The organism is Synechococcus sp. CB0205, assembly GCF_000179255.1.
GTDB lineage: Bacteria > Cyanobacteriota > Cyanobacteriia > PCC-6307 > Cyanobiaceae > Vulcanococcus.
Window position 1 is genome coordinate 73,415 of sequence record NZ_ADXM01000022.1, and the last position, 16,130, is coordinate 89,544.

Consider the following 16,130-nt stretch of genomic DNA (forward strand, 5'->3'; position numbering starts at 1 on the left):
TTATTTCAGGCGCTGGTCGAGCGAAGACTTGGCGTCATAGCGCTGGCTCACCACAGGAGCCTTGGCGTCCTGAGCCTGGAAGTAAGCGTCCGGGCGGGGGTGCCGAAGGCGTCGTAGGCCAGTCCGGTGTTCACGAACAGGAACCCAGCCAGGAAGATCGAAGGCAGGGTCACGGCATGGATCACCCAGTACCGGATGCTCGTGATGATTTCAAAGAACGGGCGTTCACCCGTTGAGCCGGCAGCCATGAGCAGCGAGCGTTCAGTCTGTGGATCTTAAGGGGAAGGCTTGGGCCGCCGATGCCGGGCGGCCCGCTTGGTTACAGAGCGTTGTTAGCCCACCCAGCGCAGCAGGGATCCCCGCTCACCAAGCACAAAACCCTTGCCATCACTGAAAAAGGCGATGTGGCTGAAGTTCGTCGGTTGCTTTTCGCCCACCGGATCCTTCTGCCAGCTCTGGCCGTTGTCGCTGCTCACAAGCAAGGTGCCGCTGCCACCGCCAGCCCAGATCGTGCCGCTTGGATCCCAGGCCATGTCCAGGTAGCCGTAGCCATTGGTGATTGGCACCACCGGCTTGCTCCACTCCTCAGGAGTCGATGCGTCCTCGTTGAAGCGCAGTTGGGCGCCGCGGGCCAGCATCCAGAGGTTGCCATTGGGTTGGAAGCCCATGGATTGCAGGCGCTGGCTGCTTTCTCGCTGGTGCGGGGTCCAGCGGGGCTCCCCTGGAGACCAGGTGGCAAAGAAGTTGCCCAGGCTGCTGACGCTGATGTAGTTGCCCTCCGGGCTGCGGCGTAGGTCGCGCACAGCGCCGACGGCGTCTTCGACTTGGGCCTGCCAGGAGCCGCCCGCGTCGTTGGTGCGGTAGACGGCGCCCACGTTGGTTGCCAATTCAGCGCTGCGCTTGCCCAGGGCCGTCACCATGTAGGGCTCACCGGGAAGCTTGGTGTCGAGGAAGAGGCGGCTCCAGTTCTGACCAGCGTCTTCGCTGTGGAGAAGTAGGCCGGGTTGACCGACGATCCAGCCCTCGTCGCCTGAGAAATCGACGCTGATCAAGCGGAAGTTTTCCTCTTCGGGCAAATCCAGGGCCATCTCGGTCCAGGAGGCACCGGCGTCATTGGTCTCCAGGATCAGCCGGTTGCTGCCCACCAGGAAGCCGTGGCTGCTGTCTGTGAAGGCCAGATCCAGGGGGTTGGATTTGGTGTGGATGTCCACGGGCTGCCACGGGCTGCTCTGGGCCGTGGGCAGGCTGGTGCTGACGCAGCCCGTCAGCACCACAGCGGCGAGCAACGCGCAGAGAGAAGAGAGCAGGCGTTTCATCGATCGATCTCAGCGCAGGGAATAGAGAGAAAGGAAGAAGGCAATGGCCAGGGCAAAGCCGCCGAAGATCAGCACGTTTTTCTGCCCGGGCGTGAGCGTGTTCACTCCAAGCCCGTAGCCGAGATTTTCCTCGAAGCCGCTGGGCTTGTTGCGGGGGCCGATGTCCTTGAAGGCCAGGGTCTTGCTGCGGCAGACCGGGCAGCGGAAGCTCACCGGATCCAGGGCGCTGAAGGGGGTGCCGGGCTCGATCGCCAGCTTTTTCACACCCTCGCCCGGGTCATAGACGAAGCCGCAGCTTCGGCACTCGAAGCGGTGTGTATCGGGATCATCGACCGGTGCCTCAGTCGCCTCGGGCAGCTCTTGGACCTCGTCAGGAAGGGTCTCCTCGCTCATGGGGTGCCCACAGACAGTCTCGAACTGTAAGTAGCCCCCAATCCCATCTGGGATTGCAGCGTGTCAGGCAGTGCCCAGAGGCGGATGCCAGACTGCCCCGCAGGTTGGGCCGCTTTCGCCCTGTGTTCGTTCTCTCCGGTTACGACGCCTTCCTTGGGTTCCTGCTGATCGCAGCAGCTGTGCCCGTGCTGGCCCTCGTCACCAACAAGATCGTCTCGCCGAAGTCGCGGGTTGGTGAACGGGATCTCACCTACGAATCGGGCATGGAGCCCATCGGCGGGGCGTGGATTCAGTTCAACATCCGCTACTACATGTTTGCCCTGGTCTTCGTGATCTTCGACGTGGAGACCGTCTTCCTCTATCCCTGGGCCGTGGCCTTCCACCGCCTTGGGCTGTTGGCGTTTATCGAAGCCCTGGTCTTTATCGCCATCCTGGTGGTGGCCCTGGCCTACGCCTGGCGCAAGGGCGCCCTCGAGTGGAGCTGATCTGAGATGACCCCCTCCTCTGCCACCTCTGGCATTGCTGAAGCCCTCTCCCTGAGCGCCCTCCGCGATCAGCGCGAATCCAGCTGCAACCCGGTCGGCGCCCCCAGCGTGACCTCGGATCTCTCCGAGAACGTCATCCTCACCACCCTGGATGATCTGCACAACTGGGCGCGTTTGAGCAGCCTCTGGCCGCTGCTCTACGGCACCGCCTGCTGCTTCATCGAGTTCGCCGCCCTGATTGGCTCGCGTTTCGACTTCGACCGTTTCGGCCTGGTGCCCCGCTCAAGCCCGCGCCAGGCGGACCTGCTGATCGTGGCCGGCACTGTGACCATGAAGATGGCACCTGCGCTGGTCCGTCTCTATGAGCAGATGCCCGAGCCCAAGTACGTCATCGCCATGGGCGCCTGCACGATCACCGGCGGCATGTTCTCAGCGGACTCAACCACCGCCGTGCGCGGTGTCGACAAGCTCATCCCCGTTGATCTCTATCTCCCCGGCTGCCCTCCCCGGCCCGAGGCGATCTTCGATGCGGTGGTCAAGCTGCGCAAGAAGGTGGGCAATGAGGCCCTGTCAGAACGCGGCAACCTGCTTCCTACCCACCGTTACTTCACGATTTCGCATGCGATGAAGCAGGTGGAGCCCATCGTCGATGGCCGCTACCTGCGCGCCGAAACCCAGCAGGCGGCCTTGAAAGCTGCCGCTGGTCTTCCGGTCGCTGCAACGGCCAAAGCTTCTGTTCCCGCTGAGCAAGCCTGAGTTCGATGCCTGAAGACACCGCCGTTGTCCCCGCGCCTCAGCCGGGTCCCGTCAGCCAGTGGCTCACCGGCCAGGGCTTTGAGCATGAGCAGCTTGAGCCTGATCATCTCGGAGTAGAGGTCTTAGGCATCGAAGCGCCCTTCCTGCCGGTGATCGCCGCTGCTCTGAAGGCCTCGGGCTTTGATTACCTGCAGGTGCAGGGCGGTTACGACGAAGGCCCGGGCGGCCGGCTCGTCAGCTTCTACCACCTGCTCAAGCTGGGTGCCCTGGCGGAGCAATCCGCAACCTCCACGCACCATCCGCCTGAGGAGGTGCGGCTGAAAGTCTTCCTCTCCCGCGATGGCGACCTGACGATCCCCAGCCTCTATCCGCTCTATCGCGGTGCCGACTGGCCCGAACGCGAGACCTTTGACATGTTCGGCATCGGCTTTGAGGGCCACCCCCAACCCAAGCGTCTGCTGATGCCAGAAGACTGGAAGGGTTTCCCGCTGCGCAAGGACTACGTGCAGCCTGACTTCTACGAGATGCAGGACGCCTACTGATCTCCCAGCCCGTGAAACGTCCGGTTTTGGTGACCGGTGCGGCCGGCTTCATTGGAGCCGCTGTTGCTCTGCGCCTGTTGGAGCGTGGCGAGCGTGTTGTTGGCCTCGACAACATCAACACCTACTACTCGCCTGAACTAAAAGTTGCGCGACTGCAGCGCCTCGAGGATGCGGCTGGGGATTGGCTTTTCAAGCAACTCGATCTCGAAAATGGAGCCGAGATCGCTGATCTGTTTGCGGCCCACCAACCGCGCGCTGTCGTGCATCTCGCGGCTCAGGCCGGAGTGCGCTACTCGATCGAGAACCCGGCGGCCTACATCCAGAGCAATCTCGATGGCTTTGGGAATGTGCTCGAGGGCTGCCGTCACCAGGGCGTGGAGCATTTGGTCTATGCCTCCAGTAGCTCGGTCTATGGCGGCAACCGTCAGATGCCGTTTTCCGAGCAGCACGCAGTGAATCACCCGGTGAGCCTCTACGCAGCCACCAAAAAGGCCAACGAGCTGATGGCCCATACCTACAGCCATCTCTACGGGCTACCCGCCACGGGCCTGCGCTTTTTCACCGTCTACGGCCCCTGGGGGAGGCCTGACATGGCACCGATGCTGTTCGCCAAGGCCATCCTTTCGGGGCAGCCCATCAGGGTGTTCAATCAGGGTCAGATGCAGCGGGACTTCACCTACATCGACGACATCGTCGAAGGGGTGATCCGCTGTCTTGATCAACCCGCCACCGCTGATCCCAACTTCAATCCGCTGGATCCGAATCCCGCAACTGCCGCAGTGCCGCACAGGCTGTTCAACATCGGCAACTCACAGCCCACCCCTTTGCTCCGCTTCATTGAACTGCTGGAGCAGGCCCTCGGCGTCGAGGCGATCAAGGACTTCCAACCCATGCAGCCGGGTGATGTGGTGGCAACGGCTGCCGATACTTCAGCCCTTGAGGCCTGGGTTGGCTTCCGGCCGAATACTCCCCTTGAGGTTGGTCTGAGGCGTTTTGCGGCCTGGGTGCAGCTGCATCCTCATTTGTTGGGCTGACTGCTTAGGTCGACTTCTCTTTGTCTCTGCGCTGTTTCTTGTAGAAGCGCATCACTGCTAGGCCAACGCTTCGGGGGTCATGCCGCAGCGTTGAGGTCGGACGTGCCCCCTGCAGCGGTGCAATGGTGACGTCGTATCCCTCACTACGCAGTTTGCGGCTGTCGCATTCGACAGGTTCTGCACCGCGCTGGCGGTAGTAGTCCACCAGGCTGGACTCGCCGAGGTCCTCTTGGGCCAGGACCGAAGAGAACAGACGCTGCTGAATGCCCAGGCTGGCGAGCTGGGATTCGATTGCCCGCAGGTGTCCCTCGACATCCAACCCATCGGTCTCGCCGGGCTGGGTCATCAGGTTGCAGATGTAGAGGCGGGGCGCCTTGCTCCGGCTGATTGCCTGTACGAGCTCGGGCACCAGAAGATTGGGCAACAGCGAGGTGTAGAGGCTCCCTGGACCGAGCACGATCAGATCGGCATTGGCGATGGCTTCGAGGGCCTTCGGAAGAGCCGGCGGTCGCTCGGGGATGCAGCCCACCCGCACGATCGGGCTGGTGGCATGGCCGATCTGGGATTCGCCTTCAATGCGCCGTCCATCGGCCAGCTCGGCCCAAAGTTTGACGTCGGCGTTGGTGGCCGGAACCACCGTGCCCTGCACCGCCAGAACCCGGCTGCTGGCGGTGATGGCCCCCTCCAGGCTGCCGGTGATGGCCGTCAGGGCAGAGAGGAAGAGGTTGCCGAAGCTGTGGCCTTCGAGGCCAGTGCCCGCGCGGAAGCGGTACTGGAAAAGCCGCGTCAGGAGCGGTTCCTCTGTGGCTAGGGCCGCCAGGCAGTTGCGGATGTCTCCCGGAGGTTGCACGCCGAGTTCGCGGCGCAGGACCCCCGAGCTGCCGCCGTCATCGGCGACGGTGACGATGGCGGTGAGGTTGCTGCTGTAACGCTTGAGCCCGCTTAGCAGGGTAGAGAGCCCGGTCCCGCCGCCGATGGCCACGATCGAGGGGCCGCGGTTCAGGCGGCTCTTGGCAGCCAAGGCATCCACCAGCAGGGTGTCGCGATCGGGTGCCAGCGCCTGCTGGATCGCCCCAAAGCTGCGGCTTTGCCCGAGCCAGATCAGTCCGCCGCCCACCACCAGCACCAGTGGTCCGGTGATCTCGCGGGGGAGGACCGTGGTGATGTTGGCCAGGGACCAGCGTATGAACTCCAGCAGCCAGTAGATCGGCTGCAGGTCGGCCCAAACGGCTCCCCCCAGGAACAGCAGGAACAGGCCAATGCCGGAGGTCAGCATCCAGCGCTTGACCACTAGCCCGGGCTGCAGCCAGCGTGCGGCGCGCTTGGAGCGGCTGACCAGGTCTTTCTGGCGCAGATCTCCCTTGCCGACCCAGCTCGGGCGAGGTCTCGAGCGATTCCCCCTGCGCTGTCCTCGAGCCGGCATGGGGCCAGGTTAAGGAGAAACCGCCAAGATGCCCCCATTCGTGAAGGATCCGGTGCAATCCACCCCAGTGGTCCAGATGGACGACGTCAGCGTGCGTTGGGGCCGTAACACCGTGCTGAGCGACGTCGACTTGACCCTGAACGCGGGCGAGCGCCTGGCGGTGGTGGGTCCCTCGGGTGCCGGTAAATCGACGATCCTGCGTCTGCTCTCGGGTTTGCTTCTGCCCAGCAGCGGTCGCCTGAAGATCCATGGGGTGCAGCAGACCTATCTGCGGCTGGATCAGCGCAACCCCCCCGACGTCCGCACGGTCTTTCAGAACCCGGCGCTTCTGGCGTCCTTGACCGTGCGCCAGAACGTGGGCTTTTTGCTGGATCGTTTCAGTCGCTTGAATGAACGGGAGATCCGCCAGCGGGTGGCCGAGGCCCTGGAGGCTGTGGGGCTTTCTGGTACGGAGGACCTCTATCCCGGCGAGCTCAGTGGCGGCATGCAGAAGCGGGTCAGCTTTGCCCGCGCTGTGATCAGTGATCCCAGTCAGCCCGTGGGAAAGGTCCCCTTGCTGCTCTTCGATGAGCCGACGGCAGGTCTGGATCCAGTGGCCTGCACGCGGATTGAAGATTTGATCGTTCACACGACTCAAATCGCGGGTGGGAGTTCTGTGGTGGTGAGCCACGTGATGAGCACGATTGAGCGCACCGCCGATCGGGTGGTGTTGCTGTACGACGGCCTCTTCCGCTGGCAAGGAACTGTGGAGGACTTTCGGACCACAACCAATCCCTATGTGCTTCAGTTCCGCACGGCTAGTCTCAGCGGGCCGATGCAACCCGCGGAGCTCTAAACCCGATGCGCCGCAGTGTCAAAGAAGCGATCGTTGGCTTCACGCTGCTGGCGGCAGTGAGCTCGGCTGGGTTGTTCTGGCTCTGGCTCAAAGGGGTGTCGGTGAGCAATCGCACCTGGCGCTTCCAGGCGAACTTTGCTGATGCCGCTGGATTGGCGCCCCGCTCGGCTGTGACCTATCGCGGGGTCACCGTCGGTCATGTTCAGCAAGTCACGGCCACGGCCACGGCTGTGGAAGTGCAGATCGACATCAATCAACCCAACCTTCAGCTTCCTCAACCCTTGGATGCACGGGTGGAGGCGGCTTCGCTGCTCGGCGGGGATGCGGTGGTGGCTCTCACGGCGCCGATCAAACCACTGCCGAAGGGGACCCCTGGGCCTAAAGCGATCAACTGCAACCGCGCTTTGACGGTCTGCAATGGCTCAGTGATTCAGGGCAAGAGCGCGGCGACCTTGAGCCAGGTGACGGCCACGCTGCAGCAGTTGCTGGATCAGGCGGAGAAGGAAAAGCTGATTCCCAAGCTCGCCACCACGATCAGCAGCATCGAAACCACGGCCAAGGAAGCCACCGAATTCATGGAGGACGGTCAGGTCTTGATCGGAGATCTACGAACCGCGGTCCGTTCCGTCCAACCCACGATCAACAACCTCAACGATTCCACGGCCCATATCCTCAACTTCGTGCGGGTTCTGGATAACCCCAAGACCCTGAGCGAGCTCAAGGGGACCGTCTCCAACCTGCAGGAGCTCACCGCGACCCTGGATCGCGTGGGAGGTGACATCAACAAGCTCACCTCCGACAAGCGCTTCATGGATGGCCTGCGCAGCGTGGCGATCGGCCTGGGGGCCTTCTTTGATGAGGTCTACCCCGAGAAGACCGAAGCCAAACGCTGATCAGACCCCGCTGATGGCCTCCATCGCGATTGCGGCAATCGCTTGATCGCTGGCCTTGGGTAGCTGGACGTACTTGCCGCCGGCGGAGTCGGCCAGGTCCTTGCCCATGCCGCTGCCGATGAACTTGCGCTCGGTGTCGATCACCAGCAGCTTGATGCCAAGGGAGCGGTACTTGCTGGCCACCTGCTTGACCTCTTCCTTGAGATCTACGGGCTCTTCCCCATCCAACTGGGGCTGACCGAGGGAGCGGCTGAGGGGAACGTTGCCCCGGCCATCGGTGATGGCGACAACCACGACCTGGCCCAGTTCCCCGGTCGCCATGGCGTTGGCACCCACCCGAGCGGCCTGGGAGAGGCCATGGGCCAGGGGTGAGCCGCCGCCGCAGGGCATGGACTCCAGGCGCCGCCGTGCGGCGGTGATTGAGCGGGTCGGTGGCAGCAGCACTTCCGCGGCTTCGCCGCGGAAGGGAATCAAAGCCACTTCGTCGCGGTTCTCGTAGGCCTCGGTCAGGAGGCGAATCACGGCGCCCTTGGCGCTTTGCATCCGGTTGAGGGCCATCGATCCACTGGCATCCACCAGGAAGATCACCAGGGCACCGGCCTTGCGCTGCAGTTGCTTGGCCCGCAGGTCCCCGTCCTCCACCACAACCTTGCGGTGCGGTTCCCGCTCACGCCGGGTTTTTTGGTAGGGCGCTGCGGCCCGCAGCGTGGCGTCAACGGCAATGCGCTTCACCGGGCCACGGGGCAGCATCGGTTTGACGTAGCGGCCTCGGGAGTCGCTGAAGACCACGGCTCGGCTGCCGCTGCCACCGGTCTTGGCCTTGCCGGCGTTGAAGAGCAGCAGATCCGGATCGATCGCGATCGCCTCGGGATCGAGCATGAACTCCTCGGGGATCGAAGGCGGAGCTTGATCTTCCGGTGTGTCCTCTTCGTCCTGCTCGTCTTCTTTCTCGTTCTCGTTGTCCTCGGGCTCCTCCGGCTCTTGCTCTTGGTTGTCCTCGCCCTGCGGCGGGGGTGGCGGCGGAGGGGGCTCCATCTGTTGGTCGGGATCTTGGGGCGGCAGTTGCATCGCCCGCGGTGCGATCACCAGGCGCACGGCGACCTGTAGGTCCTCCGCTTCCACCCGGTCTCGTCCACTGAGGGCGGCATGGGCGCGGGCAACCCGCACGGCATAGAGCTCGCTGCGGTGGCCTTCCACGCCGCCGCGCAGGGCTTCGTTTACCAGATAAGCGATTTGCTCCCGCGTGATCTGGACATCGGGTAGCCATTGGCGCGCCAGCAGCAGCTGGGTGGAGAGGGCGTCGGTTTCCTCTTGCCAGCGCTGGCGGAAGGATTCGCTGGATTCGGCGTGGCCGATGGCACTGCGGGTGATCTCGACCCGTTGATCGAGCTCCAGGACCTGGTTGGCCGAGAGGGCAATGGCGAAGCGATCCAGCAGGTGATCGCGGATGGCCCCCTCTTCGGGGTTATAGGTGGCGATCAGTAGGCAGCGGCAGGGGTGCGAGAGGCTCAGGCCTTCGCGCTCGACCCGGTTCTCACCGCTGCCAATGGCGGCCAGCAGCAGGTTGGTGACGTTGTCATCGAGCAGGTTCAGCTCATCGACGTAGAGCACGCCGCGGTGCGCTTCGGCCAGTAGGCCCGGTTGAAAGACCGCTTCACCGCTGGCGAGGGATGCCGTGACATCGACCGAGCCCACCAGGCGGTCTTCGGTGATGCCCAGTGGGACCTGCACAAACGGTGCCGGGATGACCTTGGTGGGCAGTAGGGCTTGCTTGTCGGCGCCTGTGGGGTCCGCCCCGAGTTCCGTCAGCCGCGCCCGCGTCGGCGCATCCCAGTCTTCCGGTGCCTGGGGGTCGGTGTTGAGGCCATGGCCGCCGACATCGAGGACGTCGATCGGCGGCAGCAGGGCATGCAGACCCCGCGCCAGAACGGATTTGCCGGTGCCGCGCCCGCCGGCGATCACCACCCCACCCAGGCCGGGGTCGACGGCTGCCAACAGCAGGGCCAGCTTCAGGGTTCCGTGGCCGGTGATGGCGGCAAGGGGGAAGGCCCGAGCGGCTGTACCACTTGCAACCATGGAAACGCCGGAGAAGTTCGTCGTGGGCGCCAGTCTCGCTGATCAGGGCCTGGCAATTGGGCTTGGGGCCAATTTGCCCAGCGCAGTGGGCGGTCCGATTGAGACCCTGATCGCTCTGCGGCCTGAACTTCAGGTTTGTTTGGGCGAAGCGGAGCTGCGCTGGTCTCCGCTCTTTCGAACGGCTCCCGTGGGCGGCCCGCCGGATCAGCCGGACTACATCAATGCTGTGGTGGTTTTGGATCAGCCACCTGAGCCCACTCCTGCGGCGGCGTTGGAGCTGTTGCGACGGCTGCAGGCTCTGGAGTCGCAATTCGGCCGCCTGCGCAAGGAGCGCTGGGGGCCCCGGACGTTGGATTTGGATTTGCTCTGGTGGGGGACGTTGCAGCTCCAGGGCTCCGAGCTGCAGCTTCCCCACCCCCGTTGGGTGGAACGGGCCTTTGTCTTGGCGCCCTTGGCCGTTTTGGATTCCAGCTTCGAGTTGCCACTGCAGCAGGTCTTGGCGGGACAGCCGCCGCCGTTGCGGTTGGCGCCTAGGGCCGGATGGCTTGAGTAGTTGCAACTGCCATGCTGATTGCCATCGATCGGTGATCAGATTCCATGGCGCCACTGCCCTCTCCCGAGCCCGCGCGCCAGCTTGAGACCACCGCCAGCCTGGATGTGCGCAAGCTGCGCTTCGAGGTCAATCGGATGCAGTTGCCGATGGGCGTCGAGGGGACTTTTGGGATGGTCAAGCACCCGGGGGCGTCCCTAGCGGTGCCGGTGCTTGCCGATGGCCGGGTGGTGGTCCTGCGCCAATACCGCTTTGCTGTGGCGACCCGGTTGCTGGAGTTCCCGGCCGGGACCCTGGATCCAGGCGAGACCCCGCTGAGCACGATGCAGCGGGAACTGCAAGAAGAAGCCGGCTACTCGGCCACCCGTTGGGACGAACTCGGAGCGCTGTTGCCCTGCCCGGGCTATTCCGATGAGGTGATTCACCTTTTCTTGGCCCGTGATCTCACGGAGCTGAGCGAGCGTCCGCCAGGGGATGACGATGAGGACCTGGAGGTGGTCCTGATGACGCCGGCGGCACTCGATCAGCTGATCGCCAGCGGCGATGAGTACCTCGATGCCAAGAGCGTGACGGCCTGGTTCCGCGCCAAGCAGGTGCTGGGGATCTGATGGCAGCGGAGCGTTGGCTGTTCTGGCATCGCCGTGACCTGCGTCTGGTCGACAACCTGGGTCTGGCGGCCGCCGCTGCAGCGACCCTGGCGGTCACGGGGGTGTTCGTGCTGGATCCGGCGATCCTCTCGGCGGCGGATATGGCTCCGGCGCGGGTCTGGTTTCTGCTCGAGAGCCTCAAGGAACTCCAGGCCAGCTGGCGCAAGGCCGGCAGTCAGTTGTTGTTGCTCCAGGGGGATCCCGCTGAGGTCTTGCCGCAGTTGGCCAAGGCGATCGGAGCGGGTGTGGTCGCCTGGAACCGTGATGTTGAGCCCTACGGACGCGAGCGTGATCGGCGGGTGGCCGCGGCGCTGCAGGCCCAGGGCCAAAAGGTCCTGGTGGACTGGGATCAGCTCCTGGTGGCTCCAGAGGCTCTCAAGACCGGCGGCGGAGATCCGTACAGGGTGTACGGACCGTTTAAGCGCAACTGGTTCGGCCAGGTAGAGCGGAGGGCTGAGGCCGGAGAGCTGGCCCCGAGATCTGCCCCCCAGGGCTTGCTGGCCTATGACGGCGAGCTGCCAGTTCTCGCCGAGCTCCCCAGCCTGGAGTCCCTCGGTAAAACCTTCTTAGGTGCAGAACTCTGTCCCTGCCGTCCAGGAGAGGCCGCGGCCAAGCAGCAGCTGGAGGCCTTCTGTGATGGCGGTCCGCTCTTGTCCTATGAGCCCGGCCGGAACATGCCGGGCGAGGCAGGGACGTCGGGCCTCTCGGCGGCCCTGAAGTTTGGGACCCTCAGCCCGCGTCAGGCCTGGGATGCGGCGCAGCAGGCCAAGGCCCTGGCGCGTAGTGATGAGCAGCGCGAGTCGATTCAGGTCTGGGAGCAGGAGCTGGCTTGGCGGGAGTTCTATCAACAGGCGCTTTTTCACTTCCCGGAACTCGCCGATGGTCCGTATCGGCCCCAGTGGAAGCTTTTCCCCTGGGAGAACGACCCTGATCGCTACCAGGCCTGGTGCGATGGGCTGACAGGCATGCCGATCATTGATGCGGCGATGCGCCAACTCAATGAGAGCGGCTGGATGCACAACCGCTGCCGCATGATCGTCGCCTCCTATTTAGTGAAGGACCTGATCTGCGATTGGCGCCTAGGCGAGACCGCTTTCATGGCCCGCCTGGTGGATGGCGATCTGGCAGCTAACAACGGCGGTTGGCAGTGGAGTGCTAGCAGCGGGATGGACCCCAAGCCCCTGCGGATCTTTAATCCAGCCACCCAGGCCAGCAAGTTTGATCCGGAGGGTGATTACATCCGCCGCTGGCTACCGGAGCTCAGTCACGTCAACACCAAAGACTTGTTGAGTGGCGAGATCACCCCGATGGAGCGCCGCGGCTACCCCGCGCCAATCGTGAGTCACAAGAAGCAGCAGGCCCATTTCAAGGCGCTCTATGCCTCGCTGCCGAAGGCCTAGGCCGCAACCGATGCAGGTGTTTTGGCCGTCACCTGCTGCAGCACCTCGATCACTCGGCTCTGCTGCTCAGTGCTGAGTTCCGGGAAGATCGGAAGGCTGAGGACTTCGGAGCAGAGGCGCTCGGTGATGGGCAGCGAGCCGGGCCCGTAGTTCAGGTGGGCATAAGCCGGCTGGCGGTGGATTGGAATCGGGTAGTAGATGATCGTTGTGACGCCGGCCTCCTGGAGCTGCTGTTTCAGCCAGTCGCGGCAGCAGGCTTCTGGGAGGCCAAAGTTGGCGCTGTCAGCGGACGGGGTGCAGGTGGAACCGCAGGCGGGCGTGGGGCTGCAGGCGGGGACACGAACGACGAACTGGTTCCAGCTGTGGCCGGAGGGACCTGCCTCGGGCAAGGCGAAGCCGCTGCTGCCGCTGAGTTCGGCGCGGTAGCGCTGGGCGATGGCCGTGCGCTTCTGGACCCAGTCGCTCAGGTAGGGCAGCTTGACGCCCAGAACGGCGGCCTGGATCGCATCGAGGCGGCTGTTGTAGCCGAGTTCGCTGTGGAGGTAGCGGCGGGGCATGCCGTGCACTGCCAGCTCCCGCATCCGTTGGGCCAGCGCCTCGTCTTTGCAGGTCACGGCGCCGCCGTCCCCGGCACCACCGAGATTTTTGGTGGGGAAGAAGCTGAAGCAGCCCACATCGCCCCAGCTGCCCACGGGGACCCCAGCCCAGCTTGCGCCGCTGGCCTGGGCGCAGTCCTCAACCACCTTGAGGTTGTGGCCTGCGGCGATGGAGCAAACGCGCTCCATGTCGACTGGCCGGCCAAACAGATGCACTGGGATCAGAGCCTTCGTGGCGGGGGTGATTGCGGCTTCCACCTGCTCCAGGTCGATCAGGTAGGAGCTCTCCTCGACATCAACGAAGACCGGTGTGGCACCCACGGCGCTGATGGCTTCCGCGGTGGCAAAAAAGCTGAAGGAGGCGGTGATGACCTCATCGCCCGGACCGATGCCCAGGCCCCGCAAGGCCAGGATCAGGGCGTCGGTGCCGCTGTTGCAGCCCACGGCAAAGGGGCTCTGCAAGCTCTCGGCAAAGGCCTTCTCGAACGCGGCGATGACCCCGCCACCGATGTATTGACCACTACGGAGGACCTCCAAAACCGCTGCATCCAGCTCAGGTCCGAGCTGCGCCAGCTGTTCCGTGAGGCTGAAGGGGGGCACCTGCATGAAGGGAACCTTAAGGCCCCCACTCGGTTCTCGGCCTTCTAGGGCTCCTGCGGGTGCCACTTGATGTTGCAGCCGATCGATGGCGTTTGCTCGGGGCTGATCGCTTGACCGCTCAATAGGGCGTCGATGGCCGCCCTCAGGTCGGCGCCATTGAGCGGTTGGTCGTTGCCGGGGCGGCTGGCATCGAGCTGGCCGCGATAGACGAGCTGGTGCTGGCTGTCGAACAAAAAGAGATCGGGGGTGCAGGCGGCCTGGAAGGCCTTGGCTATCGCTTGGCTGGCATCAAAGAGATAAGGGAAGCCCCAACCTTGTCGTTGGGCCTGCGCGCTTAAGCCTTGGGGGCCGTCCTGGGGGTGGGTGATGGTGCTGTTGCTGGAGATCGCCACGATCTGCAGCTGCTGGCCGTAGTCGCGCTCCAGGCGCCCCAGTTCTGGCTCGATGTGGATCACGTAGGGGCAGTGGGCGCAGATGAACAGCACCAACACCGGTTGGGCTTCCAGCGATGCTGTGCTCCAGCTGCCGCCTGCGGCCCGCTCCAGCGCGAACGCCGGCAGGGGCGTTCTCAGGGGCAACATTTCAGACGGGGTGAGCACCATGACAACGCCACCAGAATGGGGCTGATTGTGCCCTGAACTGCCTTGGGTTGGCCCCGTCCCGCAGCGGCTCTCCTGGCCCTGGCTCTGCTGGGTTGTGTGCCCGCTCACCGCAGCGCCACCTGGACGATCTATCCCCTGCAGCGCGCCCAGCCCCATGACGGCTTGGCGGTGGTGAATCAGCCCGACGGCTACGGGCTGCACATCTGGCTCTCCACCGACACCCGGGAGGCCGGCGTGTGCAAACCCCGCTGGCTGGTGGATCCGGCTCGACTGTTTAACGGCAATGGCAGCAGGCCCTTCAGCACGGGCCTGGCGAGCCGTCAGGAGTTTTTTGAAGCGGCCAACCGCCAGGACGTGCAGCGGGCCCTCCGGCAGGAGCTGAAAGCGCTCTGCCGTGAGCGCGCTCCCAAGGCCCGCTGGCAGTGGACGGTTCCGCCCCGCAGCGCCGCTGAGGTCTCGGCTCCAACCTTCCCGATGCTCGAGGAGCGGGACCTGCTCAGTCCCCCAGAGGAGAACGCAGCTTCTTAAGCCTGCGGTGCCCAGTCGGCCCAGACCTCCCGTTCGGCTTGCCGCCAGTAGCGGCTAAAGCGCCCCAGATTCAATCCCTCCTCCAGCTCGACGAAGGGCGTGGGTTCGAGCTGTACCACCGGCAGGGATTGCTCGAGCGTGCGGCAGATGCTCCCCACGCGGGGATCCACGCTGGAGCTGGTGACGATGCCATCGGCGCCATGGGCTTGGGCAAAGCGCAGCACCTCGCTGGCCACATCCCCCTGGCGCAGGGTCACGGGGAGCTCCAGCAGGCACTCGTAGAGGAAGCCGATGCGCTTGAGGCTGACCGGCTCGGCCGCCCCCTGGGGATCGGCGGTGGTGGGACTGTTGCCCCTCAGCAGTTCTCGGTCAAACACGAATACCGCTGGCTGACCGGGGTGGGACAACAGGGCAGGGTTGCTGGGGCCCAGCGCGTCCCCGTGTAGCCAAAGGATCGGGTTCTTCATCGGTTGGGCTTGGCGGGACGGCTGAAGGCGGAGGCCTTGGAGTTCGAGGGGCGCTGACGGCGGCTTGTGCGATCGCCCGTCTCTCGGATCGCGGCTTGCTGCTGGAACAGCTGCTGCTCGAGCTGCTCGTAGCTGGCTTCAAACGGACAGCCCTTGGCGCTCAGGCTGCAGTCCTGGCAGTAGCGGCCATCGCTGTAGCGCTCCAGGTTGGAGCGGTTGAAGAAGTAGGGCTTGTGGCTGAAGCTGCTGGCCACCCACTGCCAACTGAGGTTGTTGCTAGCCGGGTCCCCATCCAGCAGGTGGCGCAGGAACCACTGGGCGCCCGCCTGCCAGCGGATGCGCCGCCAGTGGACGACGTAGGCCGCCAGCCACATCCGGGCGTGATTGTGCAGCCAGCCTGTCTGCTGCAGCTCCTGGCTGAAGCCATCCATGCAGGCCAGCCCCGTGCGGCCTTCGGTGATGTCGGCGGGGAGCTCCGGTGCATAGGCACCGGGGTGATGGCCGGTCTTGAGCGGTTCCTGGTCGCTCCAGATCCCATCGCCCAGTTGCTCCCAGAGCCGCTGCCAGTAGTCCCGCCAGCCCAGCTCATTGATCAGTTTCTCGCTGGCCTGCCGCTGCTTGGTGCGGGCGAAAACGGCATCGCGCACCTCCGCCAGGCTGATGGCCCCGTGGCGGATGTAGGGCGAGAGCCGGGTGACGGGGCCGCTGAGGAAGTTGCGGGCCTTGGCGTAGCGCTCGGGTTGGACTCTGCGCAGGAGAGCATCCGCCTGGCTGCGTCCGCCCTGGATCGGGCTGAGGCTGCCACTGGCTTCGGGGAAGAGCTGCTGCAGCGTGCACTCGAGTGCGCTGCGGTCGCTGAATTGACGAGGGAGATCACCGGGGTGCTCCTCCCAGTTCAGGGGCACTCCGCGCGGGGTGGGGCTGGCCAACGATGGCGACTTGGGGTCCAGTGATCCTGGCGTCTGGCGCCTTCTGGGTGAGAATCAC

18 protein-coding genes and 1 pseudogene are annotated in these 16,130 nt (G+C 64.6%); 10 read left to right on the forward strand and 9 right to left on the reverse strand.

Features of this window, described 5'->3' with window-relative positions:
• From psbE to CB0205_RS0103505, 3 genes and pseudogenes are all read right to left on the reverse strand, one after another.
• Positions 1-248 (reverse strand): annotated as a pseudogene (psbE, locus tag CB0205_RS14215) (cytochrome b559 subunit alpha).
• An 84-nt stretch (positions 249-332) separates the two neighbouring features.
• Positions 333-1,316 (reverse strand): photosynthesis system II assembly factor Ycf48, encoded by a 984-nt coding sequence (locus CB0205_RS0103500; protein ID WP_010314385.1) that lies wholly within the window; start codon positions 1,314-1,316, stop codon positions 333-335.
• 9 nt (positions 1,317-1,325) lie between these two features.
• Positions 1,326-1,709: a rubredoxin gene (locus CB0205_RS0103505; protein ID WP_010314387.1), complete on the reverse strand. Its 384-nt coding sequence runs from the start codon at positions 1,707-1,709 to the stop codon at positions 1,326-1,328.
• Between the two features lie 122 nt (positions 1,710-1,831).
• Here CB0205_RS0103505 and CB0205_RS0103510 point away from each other — a divergent pair, with 122 nt between their 5' ends.
• Genes CB0205_RS0103510 through CB0205_RS0103525 form a run of 4 tightly spaced genes read left to right on the forward strand, consistent with a single transcriptional unit; the run spans position 1,832 to position 4,526 of the window.
• A complete protein-coding gene (locus tag CB0205_RS0103510) occupies positions 1,832-2,194 on the forward strand; it encodes an NAD(P)H-quinone oxidoreductase subunit 3 (protein ID WP_010314389.1) in 363 nt (120 codons plus the stop codon).
• A 6-nt stretch (positions 2,195-2,200) separates the two neighbouring features.
• Positions 2,201-2,950 carry an NADH-quinone oxidoreductase subunit NuoB gene (locus tag CB0205_RS0103515; protein WP_010314391.1) on the forward strand — a complete coding sequence of 250 codons (750 nt, stop codon included), beginning with the start codon at positions 2,201-2,203 and terminating at the stop codon, positions 2,948-2,950.
• 5 nt (positions 2,951-2,955) lie between these two features.
• A complete protein-coding gene (locus CB0205_RS0103520; RefSeq protein ID WP_010314393.1) occupies positions 2,956-3,492 on the forward strand; it encodes an NAD(P)H-quinone oxidoreductase subunit J in 537 nt (178 codons plus the stop codon).
• 11 nt (positions 3,493-3,503) lie between these two features.
• Positions 3,504-4,526, forward strand: a complete 1,023-nt coding sequence (locus CB0205_RS0103525) for an NAD-dependent epimerase (protein WP_010314396.1) — start codon at positions 3,504-3,506, stop codon at positions 4,524-4,526.
• A gap of 4 nt (positions 4,527-4,530) precedes the next feature.
• Here CB0205_RS0103525 and yvcK read toward each other — a convergent pair whose 3' ends face one another.
• A complete protein-coding gene (gene yvcK / locus CB0205_RS0103530) occupies positions 4,531-5,949 on the reverse strand; it encodes a gluconeogenesis factor YvcK family protein (RefSeq protein WP_010314398.1) in 1,419 nt (472 codons plus the stop codon).
• Positions 5,950-5,977: 28 nt separating this feature from the next.
• On the opposite strand from yvcK, the gene CB0205_RS0103535 reads away from it, so the two are divergent.
• The gene (locus tag CB0205_RS0103535; RefSeq protein ID WP_010314400.1) at positions 5,978-6,784 is read left to right on the forward strand and encodes an ABC transporter ATP-binding protein; all 807 of its coding nucleotides are present in this window, start codon (positions 5,978-5,980) and stop codon (positions 6,782-6,784) included.
• 5 nt (positions 6,785-6,789) lie between these two features.
• Positions 6,790-7,677 carry an MlaD family protein gene (locus CB0205_RS0103540; protein ID WP_010314402.1) on the forward strand — a complete coding sequence of 296 codons (888 nt, stop codon included), beginning with the start codon at positions 6,790-6,792 and terminating at the stop codon, positions 7,675-7,677.
• On the opposite strand, the gene bchD is transcribed toward CB0205_RS0103540, so the two are convergent.
• Positions 7,678-9,753 (reverse strand): magnesium chelatase ATPase subunit D, encoded by a 2,076-nt coding sequence (bchD, locus tag CB0205_RS0103545; RefSeq protein WP_010314405.1) that lies wholly within the window; start codon positions 9,751-9,753, stop codon positions 7,678-7,680.
• Here bchD and folK point away from each other — a divergent pair.
• The 3 genes from folK to CB0205_RS0103560 are packed head-to-tail and all read left to right on the forward strand — an operon-like array spanning position 9,752 to position 12,350.
• Entirely contained in the window at positions 9,752-10,306 is a 555-nt protein-coding gene (gene folK, locus CB0205_RS14220; protein WP_010314407.1) for a 2-amino-4-hydroxy-6-hydroxymethyldihydropteridine diphosphokinase, read from the forward strand. The genes bchD and folK overlap by 2 nt on opposite strands.
• 44 nt (positions 10,307-10,350) lie before the next feature.
• Positions 10,351-10,911: an NUDIX hydrolase gene (locus CB0205_RS0103555; RefSeq protein ID WP_010314408.1), complete on the forward strand. Its 561-nt coding sequence runs from the start codon at positions 10,351-10,353 to the stop codon at positions 10,909-10,911.
• Positions 10,911-12,350, forward strand: coding sequence for an FAD-binding domain-containing protein (locus tag CB0205_RS0103560; protein ID WP_010314410.1), 1,440 nt, complete (start codon positions 10,911-10,913; stop codon positions 12,348-12,350). Before CB0205_RS0103555 ends, CB0205_RS0103560 begins: the two co-directional genes overlap by 1 nt.
• Here CB0205_RS0103560 and CB0205_RS0103565 read toward each other — a convergent pair.
• Positions 12,347-13,552, reverse strand: coding sequence for a DegT/DnrJ/EryC1/StrS aminotransferase family protein (locus CB0205_RS0103565; protein ID WP_010314413.1), 1,206 nt, complete (start codon positions 13,550-13,552; stop codon positions 12,347-12,349). The genes CB0205_RS0103560 and CB0205_RS0103565 overlap by 4 nt on opposite strands.
• A 38-nt stretch (positions 13,553-13,590) precedes the next feature.
• A complete protein-coding gene (locus tag CB0205_RS0103570; RefSeq protein ID WP_010314415.1) occupies positions 13,591-14,148 on the reverse strand; it encodes a thioredoxin family protein in 558 nt (185 codons plus the stop codon).
• 42 nt (positions 14,149-14,190) lie between these two features.
• On the opposite strand from CB0205_RS0103570, the gene CB0205_RS0103575 reads away from it, so the two are divergent.
• Positions 14,191-14,676: a hypothetical protein gene (locus CB0205_RS0103575; protein ID WP_010314416.1), complete on the forward strand. Its 486-nt coding sequence runs from the start codon at positions 14,191-14,193 to the stop codon at positions 14,674-14,676.
• Here the strand turns inward: CB0205_RS0103575 and CB0205_RS0103580 are convergent.
• Both CB0205_RS0103580 and CB0205_RS0103585 read right to left on the reverse strand, forming a co-directional pair.
• Positions 14,673-15,143 carry a hypothetical protein gene (locus tag CB0205_RS0103580; RefSeq protein WP_010314418.1) on the reverse strand — a complete coding sequence of 157 codons (471 nt, stop codon included), beginning with the start codon at positions 15,141-15,143 and terminating at the stop codon, positions 14,673-14,675. The genes CB0205_RS0103575 and CB0205_RS0103580 overlap by 4 nt on opposite strands.
• Positions 15,140-16,072, reverse strand: a complete 933-nt coding sequence (locus tag CB0205_RS0103585) for an FAD-binding domain-containing protein (RefSeq protein ID WP_369791651.1) — start codon at positions 16,070-16,072, stop codon at positions 15,140-15,142. The genes CB0205_RS0103580 and CB0205_RS0103585 overlap by 4 nt, the downstream gene beginning before the upstream one ends.
• Positions 16,073-16,130: the final 58 nt, after the last annotated feature.

Coding starts and splice junctions, on each gene's coding strand:
- CB0205_RS0103505 (WP_010314387.1), bottom strand. CDS start 1,709: ATGAGCGAGGAGACCCTTCCTGACGAGGTCCAAGAGCTGCCCGAGGCG.
- CB0205_RS0103520 (WP_010314393.1), top strand. CDS start 2,956: ATGCCTGAAGACACCGCCGTTGTCCCCGCGCCTCAGCCGGGTCCCGTC.
- CB0205_RS0103515 (WP_010314391.1), top strand. CDS start 2,201: ATGACCCCCTCCTCTGCCACCTCTGGCATTGCTGAAGCCCTCTCCCTG.
- bchD (WP_010314405.1), bottom strand. CDS start 9,753: ATGGTTGCAAGTGGTACAGCCGCTCGGGCCTTCCCCCTTGCCGCCATC.
- yvcK (WP_010314398.1), bottom strand. CDS start 5,949: ATGCCGGCTCGAGGACAGCGCAGGGGGAATCGCTCGAGACCTCGCCCG.
- CB0205_RS0103570 (WP_010314415.1), bottom strand. CDS start 14,148: ATGGTGCTCACCCCGTCTGAAATGTTGCCCCTGAGAACGCCCCTGCCG.
- CB0205_RS0103560 (WP_010314410.1), top strand. CDS start 10,911: ATGGCAGCGGAGCGTTGGCTGTTCTGGCATCGCCGTGACCTGCGTCTG.
- CB0205_RS0103555 (WP_010314408.1), top strand. CDS start 10,351: ATGGCGCCACTGCCCTCTCCCGAGCCCGCGCGCCAGCTTGAGACCACC.
- CB0205_RS0103500 (WP_010314385.1), bottom strand. CDS start 1,316: ATGAAACGCCTGCTCTCTTCTCTCTGCGCGTTGCTCGCCGCTGTGGTG.
- CB0205_RS0103580 (WP_010314418.1), bottom strand. CDS start 15,143: ATGAAGAACCCGATCCTTTGGCTACACGGGGACGCGCTGGGCCCCAGC.
- folK (WP_010314407.1), top strand. CDS start 9,752: ATGGAAACGCCGGAGAAGTTCGTCGTGGGCGCCAGTCTCGCTGATCAG.
- CB0205_RS0103540 (WP_010314402.1), top strand. CDS start 6,790: ATGCGCCGCAGTGTCAAAGAAGCGATCGTTGGCTTCACGCTGCTGGCG.
- CB0205_RS0103535 (WP_010314400.1), top strand. CDS start 5,978: ATGCCCCCATTCGTGAAGGATCCGGTGCAATCCACCCCAGTGGTCCAG.
- CB0205_RS0103565 (WP_010314413.1), bottom strand. CDS start 13,552: ATGCAGGTGCCCCCCTTCAGCCTCACGGAACAGCTGGCGCAGCTCGGA.